This is a genomic window from Fibrobacter sp., from assembly GCA_024398965.1.
Classification (GTDB): Bacteria; Fibrobacterota; Fibrobacteria; order Fibrobacterales; family Fibrobacteraceae; genus Fibrobacter.
In genome coordinates this window covers 1-14,102 of sequence record JAKSIF010000053.1, presented here as the reverse complement: position 1 = coordinate 14,102, position 14,102 = coordinate 1, and the positions used below count along the sequence as shown (strand labels likewise).

At 46.0% G+C, this 14,102-nt stretch carries 7 protein-coding genes and 3 tRNA genes; 5 read left to right on the top strand and 5 right to left on the bottom strand.

Going from position 1 to position 14,102, the window contains the following annotated elements; all coding sequences use genetic code 11:
* Nucleotides 1–241: 241 nt before the first annotated feature.
* Genes MJZ26_13045 through MJZ26_13035 form a run of 3 tightly spaced genes read right to left on the bottom strand, consistent with a single transcriptional unit; the run spans nt 242 to nt 6,018 of the window.
* Nucleotides 242–1,423: a hypothetical protein gene (locus MJZ26_13045; GenBank protein MCQ2106703.1), complete on the bottom strand. Its 1,182-nt coding sequence runs from the start codon at nt 1,421–1,423 to the stop codon at nt 242–244.
* Between the two features lie 50 nt (nt 1,424–1,473).
* On the bottom strand, nt 1,474–4,176 hold the full coding sequence (locus MJZ26_13040; GenBank protein ID MCQ2106702.1) for a hypothetical protein: 2,703 nt from the start codon (nt 4,174–4,176) through the stop codon (nt 1,474–1,476).
* An 18-nt stretch (nt 4,177–4,194) separates the two neighbouring features.
* Nucleotides 4,195–6,018 (bottom strand): hypothetical protein, encoded by a 1,824-nt coding sequence (locus tag MJZ26_13035; GenBank protein MCQ2106701.1) that lies wholly within the window; start codon nt 6,016–6,018, stop codon nt 4,195–4,197.
* Between the two features lie 398 nt (nt 6,019–6,416).
* On the opposite strand from MJZ26_13035, the gene MJZ26_13030 reads away from it, so the two are divergent.
* Together MJZ26_13030 and MJZ26_13025 are read left to right on the top strand one after the other, a co-directional pair.
* Entirely contained in the window at nt 6,417–9,233 is a 2,817-nt protein-coding gene (locus tag MJZ26_13030; GenBank protein MCQ2106700.1) for a hypothetical protein, read from the top strand.
* Nucleotides 9,234–9,471: 238 nt separating this feature from the next.
* Nucleotides 9,472–12,000 (top strand): hypothetical protein, encoded by a 2,529-nt coding sequence (locus MJZ26_13025; GenBank protein ID MCQ2106699.1) that lies wholly within the window; start codon nt 9,472–9,474, stop codon nt 11,998–12,000.
* Nucleotides 12,001–12,018: 18 nt separating this feature from the next.
* Here MJZ26_13025 and MJZ26_13020 read toward each other — a convergent pair whose 3' ends face one another.
* Together MJZ26_13020 and MJZ26_13015 are read right to left on the bottom strand one after the other, a co-directional pair.
* Nucleotides 12,019–12,888 (bottom strand): hypothetical protein, encoded by an 870-nt coding sequence (locus MJZ26_13020; protein ID MCQ2106698.1) that lies wholly within the window; start codon nt 12,886–12,888, stop codon nt 12,019–12,021.
* Nucleotides 12,889–12,901: 13 nt separating this feature from the next.
* Nucleotides 12,902–13,525 (bottom strand): hypothetical protein, encoded by a 624-nt coding sequence (locus MJZ26_13015; protein ID MCQ2106697.1) that lies wholly within the window; start codon nt 13,523–13,525, stop codon nt 12,902–12,904.
* Nucleotides 13,526–13,816: 291 nt separating this feature from the next.
* Here MJZ26_13015 and MJZ26_13010 point away from each other — a divergent pair.
* The 3 genes from MJZ26_13010 to MJZ26_13000 all read left to right on the top strand — a co-directional run bounded on the left by MJZ26_13010 (nt 13,817) and on the right by MJZ26_13000 (nt 14,094).
* A tRNA-Thr gene (locus MJZ26_13010) sits at nt 13,817–13,889 on the top strand.
* A gap of 10 nt (nt 13,890–13,899) precedes the next feature.
* Nucleotides 13,900–13,982 (top strand) — tRNA-Tyr (locus MJZ26_13005).
* 40 nt (nt 13,983–14,022) lie between these two features.
* Nucleotides 14,023–14,094 (top strand) — tRNA-Thr (locus tag MJZ26_13000).
* Nucleotides 14,095–14,102: the final 8 nt, after the last annotated feature.

Sequence of the window (14,102 nt, the reverse complement as noted above, 5' to 3'; positions counted from 1 at the left end):
GCTTCCGTCGGTGTGTCTATGCAAATCTTGCGCTGTTGATGGATGCCGATTTTGCAGTCATCACGAGCAAATTTTCCTTGCTGATTTTTTAGACGCGGCTTGGGCTTTTTTTAATGCTAAGAATTCTATCCATCATCATGCGCGGTTCAAGGGGTTCAATATTGAAATTATTTTGAGAGTTCTTCTTGGAAGATTTCTTAGATATGCTTTTCATCTTGGATGTCTTTGTTGAAATTCATTTTTATTTGACACAACGGACGGAAAGGGCGTTAAGTTTGGACTCCACAGAAAGCGCAGACCCGTCTGAATCACGCGAAATATTTTGACTACTAACCACGGTCCCATCATACAACTCTTTGGGATAGAACATAAAGAAGCTATCATCTATATATTCATATCTTTCTTGGTAGAAATACCTGCCCGACCCGGTAAGAGAAAGTCCGCTTTCATTGTTTCCTGTAAAATTATATTCAGAACGCAAGCCACGGACCCCGTATTCCGTACTGCTTCGGGCAACTTCAAAATCATGCCGCGTCATCAAACGCCAGCCTTTTGGACAAATTCCCTGGTGGTTTGGCTGTATAAGGTCGGCGCAACTCTTAGTATTACAACTGTCATTGAAACCCATCATCTCCGCCCACTGGTAAAGGCCGCCGTAACGGTCGCACTTGGTGGTGTCGTCATTATAGCAATAGCGCTCAATTTTCGTGTCGTCGGTCATGTTTTCGCTAGCCTTCAAGGTGACATCGGCGATATTCAAGTTCTGTGCCATAACGTCTATGGTATCCTTGATGCCATCTTCATCTTTGCCCATGATTGTCAGGTAGTAATAAATACGGCCATTGCGCGAGTCAGTAAATGTCTTGTAGCGCTCTTCCTTAAACTTTTCCAAAGGCAGAGTTTGGTCGAACGGTTCATAGGGCCCAGAACTGGAACTTTCCGTAGGCACATAAAGCACATATCGTCCATCCACGCACAAATATATTTTTCCCGTATTTCCATCTGAAAGTATGCCTTCACAGGGCAACCCAACATAGTCGGTTATTTCACTCGAAGACGAACTAACCGACGAACTGAAGTTGTCCTTACTGCTGCTGGATTTTTCCGAGGAACTGCTAGATTCCCGATCGGGGTCGGGAATGACAGAAGAGGATGACGCCCCATCGGCTGGGGCGCTGCCCTTGACGCTACTGCTAGATCCTTCGCTATCGCTCAGGATGACACTTGATGAGGAACCAGGAATGACAGAAGAGGAAGAGTCACCGTTGATACTGGAGGATGATTCATCATCCTCAACAGCGGAACTCAGTGCACTATTTTCACCGGATGCGCTGGTAGAGTTGGAGTCATCGCCGCAGGCGTTAAAGGTGAACAGCGCAAAAGCGACCGCGCTGGTGAGTGTGATTTTTTTGAATGTGTTCATGTTAAAACTCTGTTAAAAGCGATTATGCGCGGGGATTTTGAAAAAAGCAATTAGTCCTTTACGCAACGCAGACTTTGACCGTAATATTTATTGTCATTGGATGCGTTAGGTTTGCTTACCTGAATATCAAAGTGGTAACTCCACGCCCAGCTGCCATTTTCGCTCTCTGAAGCGGTCCACAAGCGGGAGCTTACATCTGCTACGTGGAATTCCTTGTCATCTCTGTAACCGACGAAGATCAAAGTAAAACCGTACTTGTCCCTACCATTACCGCTACCGAAACGACCCACCCAGCCACTGGTGGATTTCAACCATCTACCAGCATAGGTGATTCCTCCAACGTTATTGTACAGGGTGCTGAACTCTTCTTTTGTCGGCACATGCCAGCCCTCGGGGCAAATGCCGCGGTGCGGACTGTTGGGCGTACAAGCCCCACGATTGCCACACCTGGTTCCCGCATTCTCGCTGAACTGTGCGGCGCTATCCATCACAGTTCCCCAAGTATAGAGTCGGCCGAACTTATCGCAGTTTGAAATTTCGTTATCAATGCACCAGCTGCTAGAGTCGGAAGTACTACCGAAATAGTTGTATTTCACGCCCTTGTAGGCGTAGTTCAGGTTCTGAGCCATCCAGGTCTGACAGTCTGTCTTCGCTTCGCCGCATATATTCACAGTCTCATATACCTGCCCATCACGGGAATCGGTAAATCTGCCATAGTCTACATCCGGGTTAAAATATGTCCAACCATTTGTTCTACAAAAAAATACGGAATCACCTTGAGAGGCTTTTTCGTCGAGATTCCTGCCCCAACACAGACCGAAGATTTTTTCCTTGGACGTAAGCTCTCTCCATGTCAAATTCACGCAGCCATAGTCTTTACTTCCAAAACGATTAACCTCTCCCTCAATATTTTCTGTACAAGGGTATTCGTCCTGTGTTGCCGCACGCCAACTGGAGTCACAGAGGTACGGGGTGACGCCATAAATCCCAATGGAGTCCTTGTTTGCAGCAGTACATTCACCGATGTAATCTACCATCCCGGCAATACGCCATACACCATTATCACAGATGTAATATTTAGTCGAGAGATACTCAACTGAGGTATCGATAACGCCTTCCTTTTCGGGATTGCATACACCTATTGCGGATTCCGTGATAGATAAAGACGTCCATTCACCGGTGGTTCGGCATGCGTATTTATAGCTTCCCACATCCACCACTTCATAGTTCCTAGAGGGTTCACACGCCCCATAGAGATCTTTCGCGGTTGCGATTCTCCAGCCTGTAGAGTCGCAAACTACAACGGAATTATTTTCTGTGGTATCCATTTTTCCATGAATCCCGGGATGGCAAATTCCATATTCTTTTTCGGCGTTTGATAAAGTTATCCAAGATCCATATTCTCGACAGGCGTATCGATATTCTTTATAATCAACGATTTCGTAAAGCTTGGTAGAATCGCATTTTCCGGCCAAGTCTTCTACACTGCGGGGGATTATCCATCCTGATTCACGACATACATAAAGTCTGGCGCTTCCTCGATCGTAAACCGTATCCGTGGCAAAGAGATTCTTGGGTGAACAAATACCAATGGCTTTTTCAATGTCGGTAATTTCTGCCCATCGTTCCCGATTGCATACATACCTTATACCATTCAGATCGTATACATCTCCTGCCATATCCGAAGTGCATTTTAAATCAGTGTCCTCTATTCGCGCTGGGGTCCACACGCCGTTTTTACAAGCGAATAGGGTATCCTTATAGTAACGATTTTCTCCCATGTCACTCCAGGTGCATTTCTTGCCTCTGTCCTTAATCCACTGGGTTCCATCACAGATGTAGTTGACACCCTTGTCGGCGACATAGAAATAATCCAGGTCGTTCACGGACTGTTCGTCGCATATGGGCAACTTCTTTTCGTCTTCCACGAATGAAGTGAGTTTCATGCAACGCAGGGAATAATATCCGTTGGATTCGGCAACCTTGATGTTGGCTTCGCCATTGGACGCCACGTTGAATACGCCTTTGTCCTTGGTCAGGAGATAGGCGGATTTATCCTTTTGGTCGCAAGTTATGGAATCGATGCTTTTTGAGTTTCCCTTGCAAAAGCCTGCCATCTGGGGGGCAAATCCGAATGATTGGTCCGCAATGTCCTTGGAAACCTTCATCAGGTATTTGTAATCCGCAATTGAGGGAATATAAAAGCCCTCGGGACACACCGCGTCCCTTACAATGTTACGGAACAGACGGCCACCGGACTTGCAGTTCTTTTCGTCGTTGCCGTAGCACAGGTCATTGATTTCTTTATCGTTCTTTATGAAATTACCGAAATCGGTCACGACCTTTCCAAATTCCAGATTCTCCGCCATCCACACATAAGGGCCGATCTTTACCGTTTTGTATTCTCGGTCATAGGTGGAATCGTAGATGCTGCCCTTGACAATGTCAAGGGTTCCGATGTTGGAATCGAACTTTTCACCAAGAAGAGTGGAGTCCACGTATTTGTCTACAGGAATGTCCACTTCCTTTTTAGGAGGGATTGAGTCTTTTTCAGTGCTGTCCTTGTCCGTAACGTCGTTACTGCCTGAAGAACTGGAATCAAGTTCTTCATCTTCGTCTGCGATTTCGGATAAAAACTCGGGTGCCTTGTTGCTGGAACTGTCGTCGCCACAGGAGGAAAGCGCCGCTGCAGTAAACAAGGCTGTACATGCAAAGGTGCAATAGGAAATGATTTTGATGAATGGATTTTTCATATCGGTACCTTTGTCAACTTATTCCGAATCCTTGAGGCAGCGAACGCTTGCCGTATTGCCCGTAGAAAATGCGTTCTTTTGTTGTGTGGCGAGCATGACTCCTTTACCATAGGGGTCGTTTCGGTTGGTTTCTTCCATTCGCAGGCTAAAAACCAGTGTAGAACTGTATTCGGTAGAACTCCAAAAACGGGCGTCAAAATTGTGTTCGCCAGTATCGAAGTAGTAGTATCCCGAGGGAATAACAGAGAACCCGTACGAATTTTCTCCATAGCTTACTTCACCCCAACCGCCTTCGGATTTGAGGTAACTCCCGCCATTGTTTGATTCTGCGAACTCTGACGATTGGCTGGTGGACATATCTATAAGTTTAAGCAATGTCAAGAATTCGTCTTTATTAGGGATGTGCCAGCCTCTAGGACAAATGCCTCGGACTGAACCGCTGGTTGCCGCATCCCATGTGTAGCGTCGTCCGTATATTGCACAATCACCTGCAGTTGTTGAGTCGTATGCTCCGCCGCCGCACAAGGTCGCTCCCTTAAGGATTGGGGTTTGCACGCTGTCGGCGTAGTTCAGGTTCTGGGCCATCCATGTCTGCTCGCCAATCCTTATGGTCTTATAGACCTGATCATCGCGTTCATCAAGAAATTCACCATAGACTTCTTTCTGGTTCAGGTAGTCCGTAGATGTTGCATATTTGCAGTTGTGACCTTCGGGGCAGTTGGATGCATAATAACCCGGTTCCTTTATTCCTTCGGGGAACAGTTCGTCGATTACGATATCATCTGGATCGTAATCCATAATGCATCTGAGGGCTTGTTCTCCACCAATCCAATTAGTTTGCACCGTCTGTGATTTGTCCAGATTGTACGCAAAATGGTTTAGCATATATTTAGAGTCTGGTTCGTAGTAAAAGAAGATTGCTATGTGGTTGCCAAAGTACGAGGATCCCTTGTCATTGGCGTAGAATGTTGAATCACCTACGGTATCCATAAAATCCCAGAAATCACGACTGCTAGGAATGTGCCAGCCCTTAGGGCAGATGCCTCGCTTGAACAGCGGGTTAACTTCCTTGAACAGTCTGTTTGAATCGAGGGCCTGCGCCATGGTATATATATCTTGCGCATTGCCATACTTGTATGACAGGTCGCGGGCCATCCACACCCTTGTATATTTCTTCAGCTTTTCAGTTTTATTAACGGTGTAAGTTTTTGAAACATTTACGGTTAATGTCTTGTAGGTTTTGTCGTCGCGCAGGTCCTTGAGGGTGTTCGTTTCGGGATCGTACTCGCTTCTGTCAATTTTGGGTTCTGCAGAACGGTTGTAGCAATAGTTTCTTTTCTTGGATTCAAAATCCATGTAGATGTACCAGCCCCATTCCCTAAAGTCTACGTCATAATCGCAGAGGAATACGTCGTCCGACGGAGTATAGTATGCTCGAGTACAGGCAATTTCTTGCGTGCAGGCGATTTTATCAGACATCTTGCTCCAGCAGAAATCCCATTCGCATTCGCCGTCATTTTTTACAGAGGATGAGGACTTGGATTCGCTTTTGCCACTGGAGGAGGATTTTGCAGAAGACGAACTTGGCTTTGTCTGGTCCTCGGATCGGAACCATTTTTCGCCGTTACATTCGTAGTTTGTTTCTACTTCTGATACGTAGACTATTTCGCCCTTGACATCTTCGTTGCAGGCGTAAGTCCTCAGCTCATCCTTGGTGGAAACTTCCACCGGAAGCTCCTTGCTGCTAGGGGCGGAAGAACTGGAGTCGCCGCAAGCATTAAACACAACGGCAAGGGGAATAACGCTTCCAAATGCAAACGTTTTCAACAAACCGAACTTCATAAAGTTTTCCTCGTACTATTTACGACCAAATAGTAGAAAAAGAATAAAGGGACTCCCAGTCGCCCGCAGCAATCGTGATTCCATAAACACCCTTCATTTCCCATGCATTTTTTCTATATGTTACACCCTGATACATATAGGGCTTTTTCAGCGCGTTTGTAGTAAAAAAACTTCATTTCGCCTTGAAATTTTCGTGCTAAATCATGTCCACGATCAGATACGCCGCTATTACGATGGCGATCGACAGGAATGATGTGGAATAGATGTGATGTGAGTCTATAACCTTTACAATTTCAAATAGTTATATTTATAAAACGTGCCTATCGGTAAATTGACGGGGTGTTATGAATTTTCAATATTTTTCATTCAAACGGTATTTTTGTGCATTTTGCGTTGCCGTGCCTTTTTTCATGGCGGCTTGCGGTGACAGCGGTTCTGACAGCGATTTCGAGGATCCCTCCGGTACGGACGAAATCTGCGAAGACGATTTTTGCGACAGTGAAAGTTCCGACAGTGATGGAAAACCTGCAGGAATGAGTTCCAGCAGTGCTGAAAGCAGTTCCAGTTTCCAGAAAAAGGAAGCTGATATTTCTGCAAGCAGTTACAAGGATTCTTCGCTGGTGGGTGTGAAATACAAATCCGATTTAGGAATGATGAACATCGTCAACGGCACAATCTACGATTCCACATACAATCACGAGTACAAGACGGTTCGAATCGGACCTTACGAGTGGATTGCGGAAAACTTGTTGGATGCTACCACCGCGTTCGAGAATTACGACATGTGCTACGACAACGACCGTAACAACTGCAAGACCGATGGTCGCTTGTTCAGGGATTATACAATGAACAATATGTGCCCTACCGGATTTGTAGTGCCGTCTTCTGCGGATTACAGGTACCTGCTGCGTGTCACGAGCGATCTCACCGATGCTGGGCTTGGGTTCAATCCCCAAATGGCGGGTTTCTGCAGGCGCGGTACCTTCGATAAGGATTCGCTAGGTTGCTCCGACAAGGGTAAAAGGACTTACCTGTTGACAAACAACGACAGCATGTTTGTCGTTGGCAAGGATGGCAAGGCGCGCATGATGGAATCAGAGTTTTACGGTTTCTACTCGCTGCGTTGCGTCAGAAAATTGTCGTTTGTAGAAAACGAAAAACAGTTGCCCATTTGCAATGCCGAGACGGAAGATGACTTTGGCGATATTTTCGTGGCGGGTGCGGGCAAGAACTACTCTTGCGAAGGTGGCAAATGGATTAAGGGGAACGACTCCGATTGTTCTTGGGGCGACCGCGGCGAACTTCATTACTACGGAGATTCGCTGTACGTCTGCAACGGCTCCTGGACGCTCGCCACAATGAACGAGGCTGGCGCTGCATGCGCCGATGAAAACGACGGCGATGTACGCGAACTGAATGGCAAGAAGTTTATATGTAAAGATTCCTCTTGGCGTGAACTCAACGCAGTTGAAAAATCCATTGGGCTTTGCACCGCAAAAAACATTGGAAAAATCGACACGATTCCCGCGAAGGATTCGCTGGAATATTACTACTGCGACACTACGGGCTGGCGCTTTGCGAAAATTGTCGATTACGTGGGCGACTGCAACGAAAGCAAGTACTATGATGTTATGGAATTCCATGATAGGAAGTACGCCTGCCGCACCGACAGCACTTGGGAAAAGTTCACGACTCTTGAAAATTCCATCGGGCTTTGCACTCCTAAAAAATTAGGCGTCATCGACACCGTAAAAAAGGGCGAAAGCATCGACCCGTACTTCTGCGATTCCACCGGTTGGCGCGCGGCTAAACTTGCAGACTACACGGGTGCTTGCGACGACACCAAACTCAACAAAGTCATTAATTTCGGCTCAGTGTCCTACGCCTGCCGTTCCAACGGCGCCTGGACCAAAATGACCGCCGTAGAACAGGAACTGGGCATTTGCGAACCGAAGAGGTACAACGACATCGACACCATCGACATAGGCGTTTACGCCTGCGACAGTAGTGGATGGCACACCGCAGGCGTTAGCGATTACTACGGCAAGTGCTCCGAACTCAAAATCAACACGATCGTGGATTATAAGGGAACCGGCTACGCCTGTGTAGAACCGCCCACCTGGACGCAAATCGACAACGTCACCAAAAAGCTGGGATTCTGCACCAAGGACATCCGGGGAATCATAAAGGACTACGACGGCACGCCCTACATTTGCGACTCCAAGTGGCGCACGGCCACCCAGGCGGAATTCCTGGCGGAATGCACCGAAGAAAACGAGGGCTCCACCAAGAAGTTCATCAACACAAGTTACGGCTGCAGGAATTTAAAGTGGATCAAGTTCAAAGCCGTCGACGATTCCCTCGGTTTCTGCTCCAAGAAATTACTAAACGAAATCAAGTCCACCGTCAAAAAAACATCGTACAAATGCCTGGACACCGGTTGGACCAAGTACACTCCGGAAGTCGCCTTTGGAAAATGCAACGATGCTTTCCGAAGCGAGCATAAAAAAGAAATTTTTAAATTTGGCGACGAAGAGTATGTCTGCTGGATTACCGGTTGGCGTACTCCGCAGGCGACGCTCAAGTTGGAGGAATGCACCGCGGCCAAGGTGGGGACTTTCGAGGAGTATCTCGGAGACACGTACTACTGCTCTCCGAAGAAGAACTGGATAGAGGTGGTTGGCCCTGAACTTGAACACGGCCTCTGCGAAGATGGAAGAACCGATATCATCACCTACAACGGAAAGAAATACGGTTGTTTTCGCGAAGCTATGAATTACGATCGAATTTACTACAATGTAGTTGAATTCAAGTGGCGCGAAGAGACTGAATTGGACAGGGCGATGGGATTCTGCCATAGTTTCGGCATGGAATGGAAAAAATACAATGGCCTGGACTATGTCTGCGATCGTGATCAAATGGGCTGGAAAAACAGCACCTTCTGGGCAATGTACACAGCCTGCGATGACAGATACCAGTATAAATACGGCGTAACCGTCGGTTTCAAAGATTCTCTATTCTACTGCGACGAACTCGTTGAACCCATTACCAGCGAATACGTGGGCTGGCACATAATTACCCCCATCGACGAAGAAAAGGGCCCCTGCCGTAAGGATATTTTCGAAGAAACTATCCTCTTTAATAGCCAGGAATACAAGTGCGGGAAGACTTATGATTGGCCGGACAGCGTTTATAGGTGGTTGCCGCAGGAATAGGAATACTCAGTAATTCAACTTGGCTTGACATGGCCTAATGGTAGGCTCTGTCAAGTATGATTGTATGGCAGTGTTTTCTGGCTTTGATGCCGTGCAAGCAATTTCCAAGCAGATTTTTTCTAGCTTTACCGCGAGTGATCTTATCAGAAATGGTACAATATGATTGCATTCATTGTTTTTTTTGCTGTCTACATTAAGTTTTGCTTCTGAATGGGCCGACTTCGCAAAGAAACCCCAAGTGTCGGACATCGACGGGATTTCCTTTTACGAAATAGAAACAGCACCCGAATTAGCCTGGTTTTCTAAGGAAGTTGCATTAGGAAATACAAAGATAAACGGCATCCTCAAAAATGACCTTGTTCTTTGGGATTCCCTAACCGCCGATACCAATAATTGGAACAGGATTGGTCTTTCAAAGGAATTTCCTTTTGAGGGAATTTTCGATGGAAACAACCATGTCATTCGTGGAGTTCATTCCATGCGCGGCGAACGCAATGCGGACTCTCTGGTCAATGGCTTTTTCGGCTATGTCGGTCCTAGCGGAATTGTCAAAAACTTGAGTCTTGAAAATGCGTTGATTACCACAAGTTATAAAGGCTCTGATACCACCTATAACGTTTCAGAAGCAGATACCATTGCAATGTTCTACTCCATTGCCGGTGGCATTGTTGGCTACAACGAGGGGCTTATTGAAAACATAAGCTTCATGGACGGTTCCGTGGTTCCTTCAGGAAGCTCTAACATTATGGGCGGCGCTTCAACGGGAAATGTCTACATCGTAAACTATATCGCTGGAAACATTGCTGGGGTCAACAACGGTACGATTCGAAACTTTAAGACGAATTCTCAGTTGAATGTAAAAAATGCTGGAGCATCAAGTTTGTCTTACAATATTGGATACGTTGGCGGCGTTGCCGGGAAAAATACGGGCTTGATCGAAACTGGCGAAAACGGAGCGCTCACCTATTTACCCAACATCGGTTATGTAGGTGGCATTGCCGGATGGAATGAAGGCAAAATCGAGAACGTTCACAATGCGGGGCCGGTCCTTAACTATGAAGGGTTTTCCGGAGGCATTGCGGCCTGGAATTCTGGTCACATAACATTCGCAACAATGAACGCTTCTATGGGGAACAGCACTGCAGGCTATGGTCCAAATGTTGGGGGTGTGGTCGCCTACAATAACGGGACCATAAAAAACAGTGGATTTTTCCAGAGAAAAGATAAAAACCTGAGTATTATTTCTAGGGCGAATGGTATGACCATGGGTGACTATGTAATTATCGTTCCGGAAGGAAACATTGGAGGAATCGCTGCTGTTCAAGGGCCTCTTGGAACTATTGAAAATTGCGGAGCTGCAGTATGGTCTCTAGGAATGACGGCGACTGATAAAAAAGCAAAAATTTACTCCGCTGGCCTTGTGGGGCTAGATTCTGGTTCAGTTTCTCACTCTTACTCTGCTAATAGGACGCAAGCCAAATATGGCGTTTATAAACCTCTCTATACTATTGTTGACTCTTCAAAAATTCATGCGTTCAATTATTACGATTCCTCCTATTCAAGCGAAAAATATGATTCTAAAGATGGCCTGGACAGTTCGTTGATGCGCTCGGCAAAATTCGCTTGGCAGTTGAATACAAAAATGGGTACTGTCGCGAATCAGGGCATTTGGACTTATTACGATTGGTATCCAGAAATTGCCAACAAGGGCGAAAAGCCCTCCTATAGAGTTGTGCGCTATGTCGGCAATGACATTTTTGATACGGTATATACCAACTATTTGGGCCATGCATTTTGGAACGAAAATGTTCCTGACGACGGCAAGGGGAACACATTATCCAGTTGGGAACTCCGTAGTGGTTCCGTAACGCAGAAGATTACAAGTCAGCATGTCTTTTCTTCGGATACAAGCATTTTTGCCGTAATGGAGCCCAAGGAGAATGTGTACTTCACGGTGACATTCTTGGCTTACAATGATACTGTGCTACAGAAAGAAAAGGTTGCCTATGGAACGTTGCCTGAATATACAGGAGCGGATTTGTTCCGAGACTCCACGGGAAGTACTTATCGATACTCATTTAAAGGTTGGGACCACCCCATCACGGAAGTTGTTTATGACCAGGTGTACAAGGCTGTATACAGTTCCTCTACCCGGTCTTACAAAGTAGATTTTACAGCTATATGCGGTAATAGATTGATGTACGGATCATCAAACAACTGGATCGCTTATAGACCGGAACGTGATTATTGCGATAAATTTAATCTTAGTACAGCATCTTATTCTATGGATACTTATGATTGCAAGTTCACTGGATGGAACGTTAATTGCCACGACATGGAACTTATTTCCGACACAACGATATACGCCATATTTGATTCAATTCCCAAATCGTCTAGCAGTAACATCGATGAATTGTCTAGTTCCAGCGTTGAATCCAGTTCTAGTGCAGAATCATCTAGTTCCAGCGAAGATAAAGGCAGTTCATCTTCTAAAGAAGATAGTAGTTCTAGCGCAATGTCTTTCTCTAGCAGCGAAAAGGCAAATGTACTGCCTATTGTAAAGAGCAATCCTTTGAACTTGCGCGTCAGCAATCGGACTGTTGAAATTACTGGTGCAACAAGTGCAGATGCAATCTTGCTTGATTTGCAAGGCAATGTTATTGACCGAACTAGGGTAAATGACCAAAAAGCTGTTCTGCAAGCTCCGAGCTATGGATTGTACATTGTTCGTTGCGGCGCGGATTTCTACAAGCTGCGTTTAAAATAAGCCCTGCTTAAGTCCGACCTATTCAAGGCATTTTTTCATGTCGGAAAGGGTCGCGCCAAGGCCGAGGTCTTTGATGCAGTTCGCTGCGTCCTTGATGTTTGGCGGCAAGGAGTCATAGACGGTTTCTAAAGCCTTGTATAAGCTGTCCATCCTTTCTCTTTCCAGGGAATCCTGCGTCGCCTTCATTATGGAGTCGGCCTGAGCCTTGGCAATAGAGTCCGCCAGGGCGTTTGCAATGGAGTCGGCAACCGCCTGGGCGATTGAATCCTGGGTGGCGATGTTTGCCGTCTTTATGGCTTCGTACTCGCTTTCGCTGATGCGGGTGTATTCCATCTTGTTCTTTGCGACAATCTTGATGAGGCCCTCTTCTGCAGCGTAGTAGAACTTTCCTATGTTGCAGACGTTAGTGTCTTTCTTCGAAGCGTCAAAGATCAGGACGTTATGATACGTAGCGTTTCCTACTTTTACGGAGTCATTGAGCGAAAGGACATAACCGTCCTTTTCGATTGGAAATTTTGGGTCGTCAAAACGGATAATGTTGTCGGTATGACTATAGTAGGCGTTGTTGGTAGGGCGGCAGTGGACAGAGATGGCCCCTCCGTATGTAGTAGGCCAGAGATCAAGTGAAAAGTCTATTGAAAAGATGTGGCTATGAGCGCTGAAATGGAGTTCCTTGCTAGAATCGTCACCGACGTTTCCGGCATACGAAAAGGACTGATCGATGATATCTGCCATTTTCAGAGAATCGGCCATGTAGATTTTGGCATCACCGAAGGTTTCTACAGACGTAAACTCCCTGATTTCCGGCGTGCAGTAGCGATAGTCATCGGTATCTGAAGAACAGGCGAACAAGAGCGAACAGACTAAAAGAGCAAAAAGTTTTTTCATGTTGTTCGTCTTCCTATTCTTTTCGGGTGATGTAGGTTCCGTCATCGAATTCAATCTTGATGAATCCTTTTTTGACGGTGTAGTAAATCTTGGTGGAGGAAGACTCCAGGGCTTTGACGACGGCAACGTTCTTGTATTCTTTTCCGTTGATGGTCATGGACTCTATAGGAGTGGATTCTTCAAAAGGATAGTTCTTTTCCTTGAAGTCGCTGCTATCAAGAATAAAGTGGTATTTGCCGAAACTGGCCTTGATGTTTTGGGGGGTGTCGTTATCACCGTTCATAGACAGATGGACAGAAAACATCGGGTAGTCCGATTCTATAGTGACATCGCGAAGGCGAACGGCTCCCGTACGTTCAACGTCTGAATTGCAGGGGATGGAACGTTCGTTTGGGTAGTCTTGGTAGCCTGCCCGGTAATGCACGTCGTCTTGCACTACGGCCATTTGGAATTCATAACCATTTGAATGCACAAAGGTGAGAGAATCCCCAAGGTCGTAGGAACCGATGTTTTTCTGGAAGCTGCTCAGAGGATCGGGAACGGTAAGACAGAACAACGGTTCGTCTTCATCGATGGAACATGCCGAGAGGACGAGTGGTAAAGCTAACGCTAGCGAAGAAAATTTCAATAACCCCATGACTCTAATATAAAAAACATTCTAAAAAAACAATCTGACATAAAGTTCTTTTCAATTTTTTCTTTATGGGGTGGGGAAATGGACGTAACTCTTTGTCAGAGGCTAACTTTTGATTTTTCAGGGCAAAAATACACTATCAACAATCTATTCACATTGTTTAACCTATAATGTGTACATAAATTTTGATTTTTTTTGATTTTTTTTAGAAAAAAACAGAAATTCCGTTGACAAGATATCGTAACTCTTATTAAATTTGGCACACTCTAACATTCACTCGTTGAGTGTAAGAATGCCAAAGTAGCTCAGCTGGTAGAGCAGCTGATTTGTAATCAGCCGGTCGTAGGTTCGATTCCTATCTTTGGCTTGAACATAATGGGTAGGTGCCCGAGTGGTTAAAGGGGACGGACTGTAAATCCGTTGGCTTACGCCTACAGTGGTTCGAAACCACTCCTACCCACGCATCCTCCTGGAGACTGAGTTTCTCTAGGAGGACTTAAGCCCAGGTAGCTCAGTGGTAGAGCACTTCCTTGGTAAGGAAGAGGTCTCGGGTCCGACTCCCGATCTGGGCTCTCACTAA

Excerpts from the sequence above, each read along its gene's own strand:
- MJZ26_13035 (MCQ2106701.1), bottom strand. The coding sequence starts at position 6,018 with ATGAAGTTCGGTTTGTTGAAAACGTTTGCATTTGGAAGCGTTATTCCC.
- MJZ26_13015 (MCQ2106697.1), bottom strand. The coding sequence starts at position 13,525 with ATGGGGTTATTGAAATTTTCTTCGCTAGCGTTAGCTTTACCACTCGTC.
- MJZ26_13020 (MCQ2106698.1), bottom strand. The coding sequence starts at position 12,888 with ATGAAAAAACTTTTTGCTCTTTTAGTCTGTTCGCTCTTGTTCGCCTGT.
- MJZ26_13045 (MCQ2106703.1), bottom strand. The coding sequence starts at position 1,423 with ATGAACACATTCAAAAAAATCACACTCACCAGCGCGGTCGCTTTTGCG.
- MJZ26_13040 (MCQ2106702.1), bottom strand. The coding sequence starts at position 4,176 with ATGAAAAATCCATTCATCAAAATCATTTCCTATTGCACCTTTGCATGT.